The sequence below is a fragment of the Bacillus sp. HNG genome (assembly GCF_003400205.1).
Lineage (GTDB): Bacteria > Bacillota > Bacilli > Bacillales > Bacillaceae_L > Ferdinandcohnia.
This window is the reverse complement of sequence record NZ_QUQV01000007.1, coordinates 194,893-213,559: the sequence shown is the minus strand read 5'-3', so window position 1 is coordinate 213,559 and position 18,667 is coordinate 194,893. Positions and strand designations below refer to the sequence as shown.

At 36.8% G+C, this 18,667-nt stretch carries 20 protein-coding genes; 6 read left to right on the top strand and 14 right to left on the bottom strand.

Translation table 11 applies throughout. The features are described from left to right. Nucleotides 1–185: 185 nt before the first annotated feature. The 4 genes from DZB84_RS14675 to DZB84_RS14660 all read right to left on the bottom strand — a co-directional run bounded on the left by DZB84_RS14675 (nucleotide 186) and on the right by DZB84_RS14660 (nucleotide 3,427). Complete coding sequence (locus DZB84_RS14675; protein ID WP_142759843.1) at nucleotides 186–1,118, bottom strand: hypothetical protein; 933 nt, start codon at nucleotides 1,116–1,118, stop codon at nucleotides 186–188. A gap of 677 nt (nucleotides 1,119–1,795) precedes the next feature. After that, complete coding sequence (locus DZB84_RS14670; protein ID WP_116353014.1) at nucleotides 1,796–2,518, bottom strand: CBS domain-containing protein; 723 nt, start codon at nucleotides 2,516–2,518, stop codon at nucleotides 1,796–1,798. A gap of 102 nt (nucleotides 2,519–2,620) precedes the next feature. Then, nucleotides 2,621–2,779, bottom strand: a complete 159-nt coding sequence (locus DZB84_RS14665) for a DUF2639 domain-containing protein (protein ID WP_116353013.1) — start codon at nucleotides 2,777–2,779, stop codon at nucleotides 2,621–2,623. A 468-nt stretch (nucleotides 2,780–3,247) separates the two neighbouring features. Next, a complete protein-coding gene (locus DZB84_RS14660; protein WP_116353046.1) occupies nucleotides 3,248–3,427 on the bottom strand; it encodes an H-type small acid-soluble spore protein in 180 nt (59 codons plus the stop codon). 125 nt (nucleotides 3,428–3,552) lie between these two features. Here DZB84_RS14660 and DZB84_RS14655 point away from each other — a divergent pair, with 125 nt between their 5' ends. Beyond that, nucleotides 3,553–3,801: an atypical membrane-integrating protein (Mistic protein) gene (locus tag DZB84_RS14655; protein WP_116353012.1), complete on the top strand. Its 249-nt coding sequence runs from the start codon at nucleotides 3,553–3,555 to the stop codon at nucleotides 3,799–3,801. A 39-nt stretch (nucleotides 3,802–3,840) separates the two neighbouring features. Continuing rightward, nucleotides 3,841–4,833: a potassium channel family protein gene (locus tag DZB84_RS14650; protein ID WP_116353011.1), complete on the top strand. Its 993-nt coding sequence runs from the start codon at nucleotides 3,841–3,843 to the stop codon at nucleotides 4,831–4,833. 43 nt (nucleotides 4,834–4,876) lie between these two features. On the opposite strand, the gene DZB84_RS14645 is transcribed toward DZB84_RS14650, so the two are convergent. The 5 genes from DZB84_RS14645 to DZB84_RS14625 form a co-directional block, all read right to left on the bottom strand. After that, nucleotides 4,877–6,223: a glucose-6-phosphate isomerase gene (locus DZB84_RS14645; protein ID WP_116353010.1), complete on the bottom strand. Its 1,347-nt coding sequence runs from the start codon at nucleotides 6,221–6,223 to the stop codon at nucleotides 4,877–4,879. A gap of 175 nt (nucleotides 6,224–6,398) precedes the next feature. After that, the gene (locus tag DZB84_RS14640; RefSeq protein WP_116353009.1) at nucleotides 6,399–7,562 is read right to left on the bottom strand and encodes an iron-containing alcohol dehydrogenase; all 1,164 of its coding nucleotides are present in this window, start codon (nucleotides 7,560–7,562) and stop codon (nucleotides 6,399–6,401) included. A 133-nt stretch (nucleotides 7,563–7,695) separates the two neighbouring features. Then, the gene (gene yugI, locus DZB84_RS14635) at nucleotides 7,696–8,082 is read right to left on the bottom strand and encodes a S1 domain-containing post-transcriptional regulator GSP13 (RefSeq protein WP_116353008.1); all 387 of its coding nucleotides are present in this window, start codon (nucleotides 8,080–8,082) and stop codon (nucleotides 7,696–7,698) included. Nucleotides 8,083–8,527: 445 nt separating this feature from the next. Continuing rightward, nucleotides 8,528–9,697, bottom strand: coding sequence for an aminotransferase (locus DZB84_RS14630; RefSeq protein WP_116353007.1), 1,170 nt, complete (start codon nucleotides 9,695–9,697; stop codon nucleotides 8,528–8,530). Further along, nucleotides 9,694–10,194: an Lrp/AsnC family transcriptional regulator gene (locus tag DZB84_RS14625; protein WP_116353006.1), complete on the bottom strand. Its 501-nt coding sequence runs from the start codon at nucleotides 10,192–10,194 to the stop codon at nucleotides 9,694–9,696. The genes DZB84_RS14630 and DZB84_RS14625 overlap by 4 nt, the downstream gene beginning before the upstream one ends. 166 nt (nucleotides 10,195–10,360) lie before the next feature. Between DZB84_RS14625 and DZB84_RS14620 the strand changes: the two genes are divergently transcribed. Continuing rightward, nucleotides 10,361–11,164, top strand: coding sequence for an alpha/beta fold hydrolase (locus DZB84_RS14620; protein WP_116353005.1), 804 nt, complete (start codon nucleotides 10,361–10,363; stop codon nucleotides 11,162–11,164). Between the two features lie 258 nt (nucleotides 11,165–11,422). Here DZB84_RS14620 and DZB84_RS14615 read toward each other — a convergent pair whose 3' ends face one another. Further along, nucleotides 11,423–11,683: a DUF1871 family protein gene (locus tag DZB84_RS14615; protein WP_116353004.1), complete on the bottom strand. Its 261-nt coding sequence runs from the start codon at nucleotides 11,681–11,683 to the stop codon at nucleotides 11,423–11,425. Nucleotides 11,684–11,699: 16 nt separating this feature from the next. Next, nucleotides 11,700–11,909, bottom strand: coding sequence for a hypothetical protein (locus DZB84_RS14610; protein ID WP_116353003.1), 210 nt, complete (start codon nucleotides 11,907–11,909; stop codon nucleotides 11,700–11,702). 141 nt (nucleotides 11,910–12,050) lie between these two features. On the opposite strand from DZB84_RS14610, the gene kapB reads away from it, so the two are divergent. Beyond that, entirely contained in the window at nucleotides 12,051–12,434 is a 384-nt protein-coding gene (kapB, locus tag DZB84_RS14605) for a kinase-associated lipoprotein KapB (RefSeq protein ID WP_116353002.1), read from the top strand. Between the two features lie 173 nt (nucleotides 12,435–12,607). Here kapB and DZB84_RS14600 read toward each other — a convergent pair whose 3' ends face one another. Further along, a complete protein-coding gene (locus DZB84_RS14600; RefSeq protein WP_223254458.1) occupies nucleotides 12,608–13,930 on the bottom strand; it encodes a C40 family peptidase in 1,323 nt (440 codons plus the stop codon). 129 nt (nucleotides 13,931–14,059) lie between these two features. Further along, nucleotides 14,060–14,683: a 3'-5' exonuclease KapD gene (gene kapD / locus DZB84_RS14595; protein ID WP_116353001.1), complete on the bottom strand. Its 624-nt coding sequence runs from the start codon at nucleotides 14,681–14,683 to the stop codon at nucleotides 14,060–14,062. Nucleotides 14,684–14,934: 251 nt separating this feature from the next. Between kapD and DZB84_RS14590 the strand changes: the two genes are divergently transcribed. Both DZB84_RS14590 and DZB84_RS14585 read left to right on the top strand, forming a co-directional pair. Next, the gene (locus DZB84_RS14590; protein WP_317616461.1) at nucleotides 14,935–16,116 is read left to right on the top strand and encodes an MFS transporter; all 1,182 of its coding nucleotides are present in this window, start codon (nucleotides 14,935–14,937) and stop codon (nucleotides 16,114–16,116) included. A 69-nt stretch (nucleotides 16,117–16,185) separates the two neighbouring features. Continuing rightward, nucleotides 16,186–18,051, top strand: coding sequence for a transglycosylase domain-containing protein (locus tag DZB84_RS14585; protein WP_116353000.1), 1,866 nt, complete (start codon nucleotides 16,186–16,188; stop codon nucleotides 18,049–18,051). Nucleotides 18,052–18,066: 15 nt separating this feature from the next. On the opposite strand, the gene DZB84_RS14580 is transcribed toward DZB84_RS14585, so the two are convergent. Beyond that, entirely contained in the window at nucleotides 18,067–18,624 is a 558-nt protein-coding gene (locus tag DZB84_RS14580; RefSeq protein ID WP_116352999.1) for a DUF5366 family protein, read from the bottom strand. Nucleotides 18,625–18,667: the final 43 nt, after the last annotated feature.

The window sequence follows — 18,667 nt, the reverse complement described above, 5'->3', positions numbered from 1 at the left end:
AAAAGAGAAGTAACTACCTGCATCCCAGGCGAGGATAGGCGGTTACTTCTTTTTGTTTGCAATGTTCAACATGAATACTATTGTTAGATTAAGGTGCCACGGACTTTGCCTCGAAGTTGCCATTTAGACCACCTCCTTTCTCAAGGAAGTCGCTAAACACTCAAATGCTGGGTATGGTTTTATTTCTAAATAACCCCTTCAACTATTTGTGCATCTTTTGAAATAAGCAAATCTGTATGCTCCTTAAACAATACCTTTGCAAAATTTTGTATATCTTCATAGTTAATTGAAGTCCACTTTTCTAACTGTCTTTCTGCGTTTTTATTAAAGAAGTGTTTAGAAAACCGTTCGATAATAATAAATGCCGAATAGTTATGTGGGTTAGCGTTATTTACAGCTTGAACCATGAACTTCTCAAAGACTTCAAAGCTAGAGTAGTAAATAAGCTCCACAAGCTTTGCTCGGTACTCTAAGTCTTTTCCACTCAATTTCGGAAATTGTATATAATCGCTATAATGTTGTGCCTCGTGTTTAAGGAATGATACGCGAAAAACATCAGTTTCTAATTTGTCGCGATAATTGGGTAAGATACAGTACAACGCATCTTTTTCTGCCCAACCACCAGCATATACCTCTCCAAAAGTGGCAAAGTGTAACCAACTTAGCATCAGAAAGTCATCCAAAAAACATACTTGAACCTCTTGTGTCGTATCAGGAAGGTCAACAGAATATCTCCTAATGTTCGATATTTGCCAAATAAAAGGACCATAATGTGGCGTCACTTTGCCACCCTTAAAACCAAAGCCCTTTTCGTTAAAAATAACTTTCAAGTTTTCTTCAGTGGATTTCATGTCAACTCCTCTAAAATCCATAGGCAAAAAACGATTTAACTTGTTTAATAAATCTTGCTCTGCAATAGAACGCGCTTTTCTATTTGTTAGCACAACAACAAAATAATCACGATATGTATTCATTATATTTTCAACCCATGGATCTTTGTGGTAGATTTTAAAATTCGGATTTTCCTTAAAAAAGCGGTTATAATATTCCTCTTCCATCTTGATTTGCTCTTCTGTTTTATCATCAAGATTTTTTAAATACTCATATGTTTTTAACACACTACCTTCAACGCATTGAAGAAACACATTCTTCATTTTAATCCCCCTGACAGTGTACAATTTAACTCCAACTCATTATACATCCTAAACGATTATGGGACTGACAAAAACTATTTTAGTTGTAATTACCTTTGTATATTTTGTAGGCTGCTTTCTAGGAGAGTGCGGACTAGTTAAAGCCGTTTTCTAGTTCGCAGATGGATATTTATAGGAGATCACTAACTAGTCAAAGCCATTTACCGGTTCGTAGATGGATATTTATAGGAGATCGCTAACTAGTTAAAGCCGTTTTCTAGTTCACAGATGGATATTTATAGGAGATTGCTAACTAGTTAAAGCCATTTACCCGTTCGCAGATGGATATTTATAGGAGATCGCTAACTAGTTAAAGCCATTTACCCGTTCGCAGATGGATATTTGTAGGAGATTGCTAACTAGTTAAAGCCGTTTTCTAGTCCACAGATGGATATTTATAGGAGATTGCTAACTAGTTAAAGCCGTTTTCTAGTTCGCAGATGGATATTTATTGGAGATCTTTGGCTAGATTTGCCTAACTTCTAATAAAACTAGACTGTTTTCACAAAAAAATGCACCCTATTTAGAGTGCATAGTTTAATTTTCAATTTTTATGTTGTTTACAGCCGAGATATCCAAACCGCTATTGGATTTCTGCCGTTTCAATTCACAATATAGTCAATTTCAATTAAATCCCATGATGTAATGATACCTAATGGTTTTTCATCTATTTGGCCATTTTCAGTGATGATAACAGCCTCTAGTTTTTTTCCATGGGCATGTCGTTTTTCAAACATTTCCTCGACATTAAATATATCTCGATCTTTATCTACGAAATCAATGAGATGTTTTGTTTCGTATGGCATTACGTCCCCCACACGAATATCAGCTAAATGAATCTCATCATTAGCTAAATGCTTCGCCATCCATTTTAAGACGGCACCAGACGTTAATATTCCCACACACGAACCATCTTTATAGATAGGAAACTTTGTATACGTATTATTATGAATGGCAAGGATGACGTCTTTGATTGTTGAGTGATAATTAAAATAGATAACAGGGTTACTCGAAATAGAAAATGCTGTAACTGGTCGTTCCAAAAGTTCTGCAATTTCTTCAATTCGCTCAACCACATCTTGGTGAGGCTCTGCGATATAAAAATCAGCACGTAATTTTTCATGGACAATGGCATTTCGGAGCTTAGCAAATTGAAAAAGTTCATCTTTATATGATCGAATAATGGCATGCCTTTTCGCGCCATGCGCAACTAATTGACTAAAAATATCCCCTTGTACATTCTTGACCATCTTACTTAACGCTTTATGAATTCGATTGAAAGCTATCTCAAAACGTTCTGATAAATCTATTTCAACAGTTTCCACTTTTATAACCCTCCTACTCTTCTATCATTATATTTTAAAAATGACTAGAGTTGGAGAAAATTGTACAAAAAAAGCAGCCAAGGCTGCTTTTTTATCCATATTTTATTTTTTTGCTTCTTTATCAACAACAAGTTCAAAATATAATTGCCTCAGAATATAAGTTTTGTATGTTTCTAGTTTTTTACGTTCAACTGGATGTTGATGAATTCCTTTTTCTTTGAGTTGTTTGACATACCAACCCTTTGATCCTGGATAAGCCATATTCCATTCCCCCTCTTTTTTCGCTTGTCCTAAATGTATGCTACTAAGTGGAAAAGAATGACTCATAGAATGAATAGATTCTATGAAAAAATTTAAAATAAACGTGTAACCTATTTTGAAATTCTGCGTCTAATTCTATGAAGTTTTCATTTCTCTCTTGCCTCTAATTACTCTCTCATAATTAGAGGCATTTTTTTCATGTCCCCCCTATCATTTATATAGCGAAAAGGTCCCTAGGGTTTCCTAGGGACCTTTTCCTTTGTATGAAACATTACAATATTGCAAATGGTATTTTGGAGGAGGTGCTTGTGTGTGAAAAAGGAGATACTTAGTTGGGTACTAACTGGACTTGTAATAGCTTTTTTCCTATGCTCATTCTTTTACTTCAGTTCTGATATTTTCGCCAAATTTATTAGTGGGTTTTGGGATTAAAAAAGCTCCCTTGCGTTAAAATGGGAGCTTCTGCTTTTATAATTCTTCTAAATCGGCTACTGGAACGATATTTTTTTCATGCTCCCGGCCTCTCAAGTGTACGGTGCACATATTCCCTTGTTCATCACAGCTATCGATCCATACAGAGGTTCCTTGATAATGAACGGTTACTTCATTCGAAGAAGATAAAATTTGCTTTGCTCTACGAATATCCATCTTTCTCACTCCAATTTTCATTTTCTTTCCTTCCAATAGTTTCCGACTCTATAGGAATTTTATGCAAAAAAAAGTAAGGTATTGAACACACTAAAAGGAAAGAATCAAGGTAGAGGAGTGTAGGTATGAAGCTAAATGAAAATGAGAAAAAAGTACTTAGTGATTCGATCGATAAATTAAATGAAGGCTTAGATGTAGTTATACAGCTTTACAACGAAGCAGAAGAAGACAAGCCAATCATCCAATTTGATGATGAAGTCATAGATGCCATCGAAAAAGCAAAACAAACCTTTGGGGATGAAGAAATTACTCGAAGAATTAATACGATTATTAAAGAGATATTTGCCTTCCTACCAAAAGATGAAAAAAAATAAAACCATCAGAACATCATCTTTTCGAAAGGAGTAGTCAATTTGATATCAAGTATCTTATCTTCTTTTTTTAAGCGCTTTTTGATTGCAAAGCTAATTGGAATTGTATTATTGGTCATCATCATTTTTGGGGCAATTATTCACTTAATCGAGCCGGAGAACTTTCCAACGATTTTTGATGGGGTTTGGTGGGCAATCGTTACCGCAGCAACGGTTGGATATGGTGATTATGCGCCAACCTCCTTCTTTGGAAGAATAGTAGGTATGTTACTTATCTTTATCGGTGCTGGAATTGTAACAAGGTATTTTGCTGCCATTTCGACTTCAACCTTCGTTACCCAAAATGCTTATCTTGAAGGAACTTCCGGATTTCATGGCAAAAAACATATTATCATCATCGGTTGGAATGAACGTGTCAGAGAAACGATTTCGCTTCTTAAAACTCCTGGATCTGTCCTTGAAATTCTGTTAATCGATGATTCATTAGAAAAAAACCCGATGCCAGGCAATCATTTTCATTTTATTAAAGGAGATCCAACCCGTGATGAGACATTAAAACAAGCTAATATTCAAGATGCGGAAATGGTCCTCGTGACAGCGGACCAAGGAAAAGACGAAATACACGCTGATATGATTTCCATCCTTACGTTATTGGCTATAAAGGGTCTAAATCCCACTGTATATACGATTGTGGAAATCCTTACTACTCATCAAATCCAAAATGCAAAGCGTGGCGGTGCAGACGAAATTATTCAAACAAATCGGATTTCAAGTTTAGTCATGGTAAATAGTATTTTATCTCATGGGGTATCTGATGCATTACTCTCAATGTTAGTGGATTTAAAAGGCGTAAAGTTGCAGTTCTTGGATGCTACTTTTGATTTAATTGGGATGACGTTCCAAAAGGCGAGTGAGACCTTATTAAAAGAAGGTAAAATTCTAATCGGGATAAAGCGGAACGAAGGAATAACCATTAACCCTCCACTATCTCTTGAAATACGTACAAACGATCAAATCTTGATATTAAAAAGCTAAAAGGGATTCCAACTCATCGGAATCCCTTTTTTAAATATTTATATTATAAGCGTTTTTCTAGTTCAGCTTTCTTTTCTTCGAAGCCAGGTTTACCTAGTAATGCAAACATATTCACTTTGTATGCTTCAACACCAGGTTGGTCGAATGGGTTAACACCTAGTAAATAACCGCTCATTGCACATGCTTTTTCAAAGAAATACACAAGATATCCAAATGAATACTCGTCCATTTCTGGTACATGAACAATTAGATTTGGTACTCCACCATCAGTATGCGCAAGCATTGTTCCTTCAAATGCTTTTTTATTTACAAAATCAACGGATTTACCAGCTAAGTAATTTAATCCATCAAGATCGTACTCCTCGGCTTCTACAATAAGCTCATGACGGGATTTTTCAATATTAATGACTGTTTCAAACAAATCACGTCGACCTTCTTGTACATATTGTCCAAGAGAATGAAGATCGGTTGAGAAGTTTGCTGATGATGGGTAAATTCCCTTTTGGTCTTTCCCTTCACTCTCACCGAATAATTGCTTCCACCATTCAGAGAAATATTGAAGTCCTGGCTCATAGTTGATGAGCATTTCAATTGTCTTCCCTTTGTTGTAAAGAGCATTACGTACTGCAGCATATTGGTATGCAGGGTTTTCTTCAAGCTCTGATTTAGAGAAATCAACACTTGCAGCTTGTGCACCCTTCATCATTTCTTCAATATTTGCACCACTAACAGCAATTGGGAGTAAACCAACAGCAGTTAATACAGAATAACGGCCACCAACATCGTCTGGAATGACGAATGATTCATAGCCTTCTTCAGTTGCTAATGTTTTCAATGCGCCACGAGCTTTGTCAGTAGTTGCAAAGATACGACCACGAGCTTCTTCTTTTCCGTATTTTTCAATTAACATTTTTCTAAAGATACGGAATGCTAGTGCTGGTTCAGTTGTTGTACCAGATTTAGAAATGACATTAATTGAGAAGTCTTTTCCTTCTAGTAAATCCATTAGGTCTCTCATATAAGTTGAGCTAATGTTGTTTCCAACAAATACGATTTGTGGTGTCTTACGTTGTTCTTTTGATAGTGCATTATAGAAGGAGTGGTTTAACCAGTCGATTGCAGCTTTTGCACCTAAATAAGAACCACCGATTCCAATGACAAGTAAGATATCAGAATCTGATTTGATTTTTTCAGCACTCTTTTGAATGCGTGAAAATTCTTCTTTGTCATATTCTGAAGGAAGGTCTACCCATCCTAAGAAATCGCTACCTGCGCCTGTTTTTTCATGTATAGAATGGTGAGCGACCTTTACCGCATCACGCAGATATGTAATTTCATGTTCTCCAAAAAAAGTTAAAGCTTTTGAATAATCAAAACGAACATGTGTCATTTGCTATACCTCCACCCTTGTATTTTCAAAGTCTCTTTCCACTGTACCCAAACTTTTCCGCAAAATCAATACTGCCGACCTACTGTAAGCGTAACCAAATAAATTTTTCAAAAAAAAGTGGCTCACACAAGTAGTATGAGCCTTTTTGTTAGATTATAGGAATGTTTTTTTGCATTTATAGAGATGCCCGTAAAATTTCAAGGGAATCTTGTTTATTAAGTACTTTAAAGCGGCCGAATTCTCCATAAACAACTGTTTTTTCAGCCATAAGTTCAAGATTTTCTTCACCAATACCATAATCCGCAAGTGTAGACGGTGCTCCGATACTGCTCCAAAATTCTCTAAGTTTCTCGATACCTTCAAGAGCAACTTCTCGGTCTGTTTTTCCTTCAGTATCGACATTAAAGACACGAACTGCTAATTGTTTGAAACGACCTACATTTTCATCTAGTACATGCTTCATCCAATTTGGGAATAAAATCGCAAGACCGCCACCATGTGGAATATCATATACAGCAGAGACTGCATGTTCAATATTGTGTGTTGCCCAATCTCCGCTATATCCCATGTTTAACATCTTATTTAAAGCGAGTGTTCCATTAAGCATAATGGTTGCTCGGTAGTCATAGTTTTGAAGATCGTTGATTAACTTTGGTGCTGTTTCAATAACCGTGCGTAGAATCGATTCACACCACTGATCCTGTGTTAATGTATTTGGAACGTGATGGAAATAATGCTCTAAGACGTGTGACATCATATCCACCATGCCATAGACAGTTTGATCTTTTGGTAACGAAAACGTATTAACCGGGTCTAAAATAGAGAACTTAGGAAATACTGCTGGACTTCCCCATCCGTATTTTTCATTCGTTTCCCAATTTGTAATAACAGAGCCTGAATTCATTTCTGAACCAGTCGCAGCAATCGTCAACACTGTTCCTAATGGAAGAGCATCAGTAGCAACCGCTTTACGGGACATAAAATCCCATACGTCTCCATCGTATTTTGCACCGGCTGCGATTGCTTTTGTACAATCAATGACACTACCTCCACCAACTGCAAGTATAAATTCGATTCCTTCCTTACAGCATATATCAATGCCTTTTCGGACTGTTGATAAACGTGGATTTGGTTCAACTCCAGAAAGTTCGTGAACCTCTGCATCGATTTCTTTTAATAGATCTATGACCTGGTCATACAATCCATTTCTTTTAATGCTTCCCCCACCGTAAACAAGCAGTACTTTTTTGCCGTATTGTGGAATTTCATTCTTCAGCTCTTGTATCTGTCCTTTTCCGAATATAAGCTTCGTTGGGTTATAGTATGTAAAGTTTTCCATAATACTCGCCTCCTGAAAAAATTATGCCATATCACTCAATTTTGTAAAATAGGCTTTTATAGATTTACCTTTACAGTCCAGTGCATGTAAAAAAAAGAGACAATTTCAATAATCGCCTCTTCTCTCGTTGTTTTTAGTTGAAATTAGATTGTTCAATCCATTCTTCTAGCTTATCCTTTAACGTGTTGAAACCTTGTGTGTCAGAATTAGCTGGTTGTGCTTGTGCTGGACGTTTTTTAGGTTTTGCAGTTCTTTGCGCTGCTGGCTTTTCTGGTGCCTCTTGTGTTGCACGAATAGAAAGTCCAATTTTGCCTGCTGCTTCATCAATTGATAAAATTTTAACTTCTACTTCGTCGCCAACCTTTACATGCTCGTTAATATCTTTAACGAAACCGTGGGTTACTTCTGAAATATGAACCAAACCTTGTGTATTTTCGTCTAATGCAACAAATGCGCCATAAGGTTGAATTCCCGTAATTTTACCCTTAACAACACTTCCTACTTCAAATTTTTCTGTCATGCTACCCAACTCCTAAAACTTTAATTTATACACATTTTTAGAGGATGTTCAAAACTTGGTCAAAAATGACGCAACGTATTTCTGAGTTGGCTTGCTTCTTGAGTTCCTCACATATTAACTGCATACGCTCTGTACTCTCTGCTGCGCCACCTTGAAATACTCGGTCCTTTTTCACCCTCCTTATTGAACTTCACACTTTTATATACGCAATAAAAAATTATAACACAAAATGGTCAGATATTCAAAAATGATTCTTTTACATTCATTATAGTTGCCATTATGGATTGAAATTATGAAGCAGGTAATAATTACTCACTGTTCAGAGAAGGGATGTTATATGGTGTTTAAAAAAGGAGATGTATGGGTAAACTAGTTTCAAAGGCTTTCTAGTATTCCCCCTTTTGTATGTTGGACAAAACCAAATTGGTTTTGTCCATTTTTTATATTACACGAGGTTATTATTTTTCAGGAATCGTCCCATCCGTTTTACAGCTTCTTGAAGTTGTTCAAGGGATGATGCATAGGAGCAACGAATATAACCTTCACCACTTTCTCCAAAGACATTACCGGGAACAACTGCGACTTTTTCCTCCATTAATAAACGATGTGCAAATTCCTCTGATGATAGCCCTGTTTCTTTAATGGATGGAAATGCGTAAAACGCTCCCCCCGGCACATGGCAAGATAAGCCAATTTCCTGTAAGGAAGAAACGAAAAAGTTTCTGCGCTGGCGATAACTTTTTCTCATATACTCTACTTCAGAAAGACCATTTCGAAGAGCTTCGATTGCCCCATATTGAGCCATTGTAGAGGCACACATCATCGTATATTGATGAATTTTTAGCATTGCTTCCGAAATTTCTCTTGGTGCCGCTGAATACCCTAAGCGCCACCCCGTCATCGCAAATCCCTTAGAAAATCCTGAAACTAGGATGGTACGATCAAACATCCCTGGGATGCTTGAAAAGCTAGTGTATTTCCCTTCATAAGAGAGCTCTGCATAAATTTCGTCTGAAATGACAACCAAATCGTGTTTTTCCACGATTTTCGCAATGGCTTCAAGCTCTTCCTTCTTCAGCATCGTACCTGTTGGGTTATTTGGTGAGCAGATAATAATGGCTTTTGTACGGTCTGATACAACTTTTTCAATTTCATCAGGCTGTAGCTTAAATTCATTCTCAGCCTTTGTATTCACAGGTACTGGGATTCCCCCTGCAAGTGAAACGATAGGGCTATAAGCAACAAAAGTTGGTTCTACAATAATAACCTCATCACCTGGGTCAATAAGTGCTCGAATCGCTAAATCAATTGCTTGGCTACCACCCACAGTGACAATAATCTCATTATTTGGTGAATACTCAACACCGAAGGACTTATTTAAATAACCCGAAATTTCCTGTCGTAATTCAAGCAATCCGGCGTTTCCAGTGTAGGAAGTAATCCCCGCTTCAATGGATTGAATACTTGCCTCTCTAATTGACCAAGGTGTTACAAAATCCGGTTCGCCCACGCCCAAGGAAATGACTCCTTCCATCGTAACGGCTAAATCAAAGAATCTACGGATTCCTGAAGGCTTTAATTCTTGTACTTTTTTGGAAAGATAGTGGGTAGTCATGGTGTCACCACAATCCGTTTATCATCTTCGCCTTGGTCGAAGATAGTTCCATCATGCTTATATTTTTTCAAAATAAAATGTGTGGTTGTTGACAGAACTGAGTCCAGAGTTGAAAGTTTTTCAGATACAAAAGACCCAACCTCAGACATCGTTTTTCCTTCAATGACAACTGACAAATCATATGCACCAGACATTAAATAAACAGATTTTACTTCCTTAAAGTGATAGATACGCTTTGCAATTTCATCAAAGCCAACACCTTTTTTCGGGGTTACCTTGACATCAATCATGGCTGTTACACCTTCGTGACCTGCAACTTTCTTCCAGTCAACAATTGTGTTATATTCTACAATAATCTTTAGTTCTTCTAGCTTACGAATAATAGCATCGACTTCATCGACACTTTTGCCAACTAATTTTGCGATTGTTTCTACAGGAAGTCGTCCATTATTTTCAATAATTTCGAGTATCTCAATTTCATTTTCCTGTAATTGCATAACGGTCACCCCTAGATTTTTTGAAATAATTTTTGTCACTTATTATATCAGATAAATGGACAGTATATTGAAAAATTTTTAATTCATTCAAAACTTTATGAGTTTTTCTTTTCCCTTTGGTAAAAATAGGGATAAATCATTTAATTAGGATGTGGATTTTCCATCAATGGATACAATACAAATTAAGGGAATAAAGCTCCATTATGAGTTATATCAACAAGATAAAGAGAAACCGGTTCTCGTGTTATTGCATGGTTTTTTATCATCATCTTTCAGCTTTCGAAGGCTTATCCCAGTCCTTTCAAAAAACTATACGATTCTATCAGTAGACCTTCCTCCATTTGGAAAAAGTGAAAAATCAACAAGGTTCAATTACTCATATTCAAATATTGCATGGGTAGTAAGTGAGTTAATTCGTTCTTTTCATTTCACAAAAATCAATTTAGTAGGACATTCGATGGGGGGCCAGATTTGTTTATACCTTGCAAAACAAGCACCAGCTCTAGTCGATAAATTAGTTTTGTTGTGCAGCTCGGGTTATATGAAAAGGATGCCAAGATCCTTAATCTATTCTTCCTATCTTCCCTATTTTCATTTTATCGTAAAGAAAAAGCTTGCAAAGCAAGGTGTACTACATAATTTACGAAATGTCGTTCACAATCATGAGCTAATTGATCAAGAGATGATTGATGGGTATACGGAACCATTCTTAGATAATCGAATTTTTATGGGATTAACAAGGATGATCCGTCATCGCGAAGGTGATTTATCATCTGAGGAATTAAAACAAATCAAGCATCCTGTATTGTTAATTTGGGGTGAAAAAGATCGGGTTGTTCCGATTTCTGTGGGGAAAAGGCTTCATCAAGATTTACCCCATTCTACATTCATTTCAATCAAGAATACAGGCCATTTGGTCCCTGAGGAATGTCCTGAAAAGGTAGCTACGCATATTACAGAGTTTATTTAGCTAGATTAAGGTTTTTAGAACTTGTTTATAAGAAATCCTTGCTGATACTGTCGGAATCAAGGTGGCATTTGGACTCGGGTGGGGATTTCTAACTCTTGTTGTCAAAATAAAAGCGGTATTTGGACTCAATTGAGGATTTCCTCGCTCCTGCTGTCCAAATCATGACGGTATTGGGACTTGATATAACAATTTTCCATTACTCCGGTCGAATTTTCCCTGCAAACAAAAAAGATAGGCAGCCCATAGCCCCCATCTTTCCTAAAGTTCACATGCTGCATTATTTTTAATGGTTAATAACTGTAGGGCCATATTCTCACATTCTTTAAGAGCAATGATTTCTTCAAAGGAGAATTCGAAAATGGACTGAACTTTTCTGGCCAATTTTCCTGGGTCATCAAATTGATAAGCGGCCTGTAATACATCTACTGCTTCCGTTTCATAGGAGCCAATCCCATATCCAAGTGGATCCCATTCTTGAAGCAGGATCATCATTTGTAAATTTGCTTGTTGATTTTCCATATAATCACCTGGTGATTTACTTCATAGTATTATTTTTATCTTGATTCATAATTTGCTTTTCGAGCTCTTCAGCTTTTGCCTGTTCTTTCTTTGAATGCTTGACGATTAAACGAAATACGACAACCGCGATAATGATACAAATGACTAATTTTATTGCAGCTGGAATATATTCTGATTTATCCTCAGGAAAATATAGAAACAGATTTAAAATTGGTAAAAACAGCATTACTACACACCTTTCACCGATAAATAATAACTTTCATCATTATAACACAATCCTTTGGACGTGTTATAGATGCTTGTTCGATTGTGGTCAGTTATAATGAAGAGAGTGATTGTGTAGTCATTTGCGAAGGGAGTGATTATCATGTCTACTGAATTCAAAGTCGGTGACATTGTAACAGGAATTTATAAGACAGGAAAATATATTGGGGAAATAACAGCGATTAAGCCTGAACACTATCTAGTGAAGGTAAAGGCTGTTCTTAAGCATCCAATGCAAGGGGACATTCATTCACCGAGGGATGCTAATGTGCCGTTTTTCCAAGAGCGTAGAGCACTTGCTTTTAATGAACAGACCAATGTACCGAAAAAGATGGTTCGCGCCTTTTCAGGAGATATTCCAGAATATAAGGCTTCATTAAAGGAAGCTGTGGAAAAAACAAAGACTGAATTAGAAACAGAAGGATCCGAATGGGCAATGCGTAGCCTGGAAAACATGAAAGTATTAGAGATGGATTATTTTAAATAAGTCTTGCTTACATTTTGCTATTAGCCATAAATTTTATTTATTGGCTATAAAATGTTTTTATTGGCCATATTTTTACCCTATCAGCCATAACTAATTATGATTGACCATAAATTTGAATAAAGCCATTTTAGACTTAAAAACCTCCGGAATACCATTTCCGGAGGTTTTTCATATTAGTAAACCCGTTTGGCACCAACATAATACTTGGACCAATACGAATTATCCATGGAAACCACCGCGATTCCTTTCGAAGATGTGGCGGATATAAACTCATTATTACCTGCATAAAAACCAACATGTGAAATTTGGCCTGTATTATTGACAGCAAAAAACACAAGGTCACCTGGTTGGAGATTTGCTTTTGAAACAGAGGTCCCCATTGTGTAGTAACCAGCTGATGTGTTCCTTGGAATGTCTATTCCATGTCTAGCATGCATAAACGAAACAAATCCTGAACAATCAAACCCAGCCGTTGTCGTTCCACCCCAAAGATAGGGAATCCCGATAAAATTATAGCTATCTGAAACTAAATCTTTCAAAACTTGCTCCCTATTTTGAACATTTGATTCAGCTTTTGCATTTCCGGTCACGTTTATGACTTGTCCGATCGAAAGGGTATTGCTTGTTAGATTATTGATATTTTTAAGTTCTGTAACACTCATATTATAAGTGCGTGCTATTCCATATAAGGTGTCTCCAGCTTTAACGGTATATGTAGCACTTGCTACATTTTGTGGTGGAGTCGATTTTGCATTTCCTAGTTGTATTGTTTGGCCAACAGAAATGATTGATGAGGTTAATTGATTGTTTTTCATAATTTGGTCAACGGTTGTGTTAGCTCGCTGGGCAATCGAATATAGCGAATCACCAGGTTGAACCGTGTATGTTTGTGCTTGAATTTGTGAGGACTCTGGTGCAGTACCAATGACTTGTAGGGTTTGCCCTACTTGAATCGTATTTGATGTTAAATTATTTAATTGCTTCAATTGGTCGACACTCATGTTATACGAATTTGCAATAGAATAAAGGGTATCACCGCGGTTTACCGTATATGTCGCGGTTGTACTAGGTGGTGGCGTCTCACTAATCACAAGTGTTTGACCAGGATAGATCATATCTCCAGTTAGATGGTTCAACTGCTTTAATTGAGAGACGGTCAAATTATATTGCGTTGCAATTCCATATAAGGTATCTCCATTTGCCACTGTATGTGTAGAGTTTTTTTGGACATGACCATTACTTGCTGCTTCTACGGTTGACGTATGATTCCCCCCCACCATTGAAACAGTAGCAACGACAATTGTTCCCATCATAACTTTAACGATATTAGGATTCAGGTTGGGGACTTTTTCTTTTAGGTATATTCGGATACTTTCGTTAAAATGAAGCTTTTTCCCTTGTTCTTGTGTACCAAGTTCACTGGAAAATTCCTGTAACCCTGGATCAATATATAAAGTAATGGTTTGTGGATTTTCGATTTTATGACCTATAAACATTGGGCATCCCTCCTTTTCCAATTAGGATATCCTATCGGGATGCGATTATTTTTTAAATCCATTGTAAATATTCGACAGTGATCTACAGTAAAAATAAAAACCAATTCACTATTTGGAGTGAATTGGTTTTTATAAGGCAAATTTATTTAGGACTTTTGAAAAATCAACACGATCGCCAATGGTTGTTGGCTCTGGTTTTGCTAAATAGCGTTTATCATTTTCAACTAATTTGAATATATTAAAGGTTGTAAGTGCATCATCGAGGGCACAATGGTGTTTACCTGTCCCTTCCTTACCGTATTCCTGAACCGCCTTCCACAGACCTGTTTGGTTTTGATCTCCGAAAAAACGTTTATATTCCATTGACAGATCCCGCTGTTTTCCTTTAAAAGGAAACGGAATTCCAGCCTTTTGACAATTGTGACGAAGGACCTTCATATCCATATTTCCCCAGGTAATAATAGTGCTTGAGGATGTTTTTTCATATTCAGATAGCTTGTTCACTAGTTCATGAAACGATATTCCACAATTTACTTGCTCTTGGGATATGTTTAAAAAAGACTTGCACCGTTCAGTTAGTGTAGGAAATTTTATCGGTTTTACATAGGATGAGTATTGGTCGATTATCTTCTGATTCTTCACAGATACAAGACCAACTTCAATAATCTCGGGATAAAATCCTTGTGGGTTGCTTTTCCCCTCAGGCATTGTAAATTCAAAATCAATGAACAAATATTGATGCTGATTATCCACACCTAAACCTCCTTTGTCATATTTCTCCTACCAAAGAAGTGGCTAACTTCTGCTAAAAATAGTTTAACTTAGACGAACATCTTTTTTAAATATTATAACATGGTTCCTTTCATTTTTCAGAATATATTTATAATATATATGCTTTTTTACCTTTAATAAAGTAAGATAATATTTTATAATATTTAGTAAACCGAAATATCCGAATTGAGAAGGTGTTATCCATTCAAACAACAAAGCGTAATCTGGTTATTATGTGGTTTGCCAATTTTTTTGTTGCAGCTAGTGCAACAATGATTATGCCATTTCTGTCTTTATACATCGAAACTTTCGGTGATTACTCGGATAGCTTTGTGCAACGGTGGGCCGGCTTAGTCTTTGCCGCAACCTTTGTCACTGCTTTTTTTATTTCACCGATTTGGGGACGTTTTGGCGACCGAAATGGCTACAAAAAGATTCTATTAATTACAGGAACTGGCATTGCCTTCAGCATCTTTTTAATGGGTTATGTGAATACAGTTCAGCAATTATTTGTCTTGAGGCTCTTTATGGGTGTTGTTACTGGGTTTATTCCTACCTCCCTAGCCCTCATTTCCGCACAAACCCCGAAGGAAATTGCAGGAAAAACATTAGGGACTCTTCAAATGGGAAATGTTTCAGGAGCATTATTTGGTCCATTATTAGGTGGATTGCTTGCTGATGCCGTTGGTTTTCAGTATACCTTTGTTATCACCGCAGTGGTGATTTTAGGTGCAGTTATTCTAGTGGGCATTGGTATTAAAGAAGTTCGGTTAAATGAAACAAGTACGACGGTAAAAAAATATACACGTAAAGAGGTATTAATTCATATCTTCAAGAACCCTGTTTTATTAACCGTCATGTTTATATCAACACTCATTCAAGTAGCGAATTTCAGTATCCAGCCCTTACTAGCATTATATGTCACTCACTTAACCGACAGTAGTAATATTGTATTTTTAGCTGGAATGGCGTTTTCAGCGACTGGATTTGGAAACTTATTATTTACGAGACAATGGGGGAAGTTAGGTGACCGAATGGGGCATGAAAAGATTTTAACACTCCTTCTCCTTGCCTGTTCCATTTTGTTTATCCCGCAAGGTCTTGTAAGCGAATTATGGCAGCTTGTTCTATGTAGATTTTTATTCGGCATGGCAGTCGGTGGATTAATTCCGTGTATGACAGCCTACATCCGCCAAGTTGCCCCTCTTTCGATGCAGGGGGAAGTCCAAGGCTATAATGTCAGTTTTCGTTTTTTAGGAAATGTGATTGGTCCAATATCAGGTGGAATCCTTAGTGGTATCTTCGGTATCTCTACTGTTTTTTTCGTAACAAGTGGACTCTTTTTAACAGGGGCGATTATTTTAAGGCTAAGTGTTGTTCGACATTCTGATAAATCAACTCAACAAGCCGCGTAATACAGATGGCAAATGCCGTCTGTTTTTTTATATAATGAGAGAATAGTAATCTTTGAGAGAGTGTTATATATGAGAAGACAAACAGGGTATTTCATCACCTTAATTCTTTTTTTTGTGTTTATGTTTGTGTTATTCCAGGTACATAGCGAGCTTAAGGCTACAAGAAGCTTCTCTACTGTACTTGATGAAGAAATTCCAATCGGTGATGTTGTGTTACCACAAACAAGCTACATTAAAGACAGCACTGGAAACGTGATTTCGGAGATCCGCCAGGGTGAAAATCGAACAATCCTTCCAGCTGAAGAAATTCCACAAATTGTGAGGGATTTGTTTATAACAATTGAGGATCAGCATTTTTATGAACATCTAGGATTCGATATTACCGGGATTGGTCGGGCAGCCCTTATCAATCTAGAAAATGACTCGATCGATCAGGGTGGCAGTACAATCACCCAGCAACTTGCACGAAATCTATACTTAACAAATGAAAAGACCTATAATCGTAAATTAAGTGAGCTCTTGTACTCGTATCAATTGGAACGAACTCTTACGAAAGAGGAAATTTTAACGTTGTACATTAACGCCATTTATTTTCAAAATGGGGCATATGGAATTGAAACGGCATCCCAGCTCTATTTTAACCAGTCTATCAAGGATGCTACACTAGCGAAAATCGCATTTTTAAGTGCCATCCCGAATAACCCAACCCTCTACAATCCAATAACGAATTTTTCGAATACGAAGAAACGTCAAGAACGTATTTTACAAAGATTAGTAGAGGCAGGTAAAATCACAACTGAAGAATATGAAAAAGCAGTACAGGAACCGATTGAGCTTATGATGAGTGATCGTGTCGACCAGTATCCAGATTATTCGACCTATATTTATCAAGAGTTTGAAGAATTAATTGCTGAAAAAGAAGGCTTTAATGAAAAGTTACATTCAGCACCTGACAACGTAAAGAAAGAACTTCAAAAAGGCTTGGATCAAAAGGTAAACGAAGTTCTCGAATCTGGAATCATGATTGAAACAGCGTTAAACCCGAGTATACAACAAGAAGCTGTACAAGCTTTGGATCGCTATTTACCGAATGCAAATGTACAAGGAGCTGCTGCCGTTATTGATCACTCGACGAATCGAATTGTCGCAATCGCTGGCGGAAAAAACTATCAAAAGTTTACGTTCCATCGTGCCTTTCAAGCCTTTCGACAACCAGGTTCCGTGATTAAGCCCTTGCTTGTTTATGCGCCTTATTTTGATCAAACGGGTGCTTCTATTTCACAAACAATTAATGCCAATAACTATTGTAAAAATGGGTATTGCCCACGAAATTATGGGGGCGGAGAATATGGTAATGTTACCCTACGAACAGCTTTTAAGTATTCCTACAACACCCCTGCTGTTCGGTTGTTTGAAAGAGTTGGGATTGAACACGCATTTTCCTATTTAGACAAGCTTCATTTTTCCAATGTAGTAAAAGAAGACCATAGTTTGCCAGCAGCCATTGGTGGATTTACTTATGGAATGTCTCCACTTGAGATGACAAATGCCTTCGCAACATTTGGGAACAACGGTCAATATATACAAGCTCGTGGAATTACCAAAGTGACTGATTTACAAGGAAACATCCTATATGAATGGGATGAAAAACCTGTAGTGGTGTGGAGTGAATCTGCTAATCAAAAGGTAAGAATCTTACTTGGGGATGTTGTAAAGTCGGGAACTGGTAAAGATGCTTATTTTTCAACGGGTTATATTGGTGGAAAAACGGGAACGACGAATGATGTAAAAGACCTTTGGTTTATTGGTCTCACTGATCAATATACGGCTGGTGTGTGGGTTGGAAATGATCAAAATAAGAGCATCTCGTATATGGAGTCACGCAAACCTCAAATGTATATTTGGAAGGATATGATGAAAGCGAGCCACAAATGATAATGGGCTCGCTTTTTAGATTGGTAAACTTGCGATGATACTGTTGTATAGCTGAAGGCAAACATAGGTTATTGTCATAAAAAAGGTAAACCAACTAAGTGTATGAAAAAAGACAATCCCAATTAATCCGCCAAAGGTTAGTGTATCCTGAATTTTATAAACAAAAAATATAAAATAGCCAAGTGTGGCTAATAACAGAACGATCACAATGCCGTAAAAGGATTGGACAAACGCTAATGAAAGTGTCCCTCCTCCTAAATAGAAAAACGATCCCGCTCTTATTTTCCGCAGACTTTCTCCATTGCTATCCTTCGTGAAGAACAATAGCGAAAGCTCAAGTAATGTATTAGCAATTAATTTTAAGGCCGCAAACACCATGAAATAGAGTAAGAAAAAAACAAAGAAAATCGCAAAATTAATCCACGTTGGCGAAAAAAATTCCTGCATTCCACGATAAATGCCAATTTGTTTTAACAACTCCAATGTTTTCAATTCCGTCAGAATCGCTAATGAAACACTAAATAGAATAATAGAAATGAGCGGAAAGTAGCTTGTAAAATATGTATTTTTCATTTTGCTTCCTCATATTTTTGTTAAAATACGTGTTCAAAAAGGA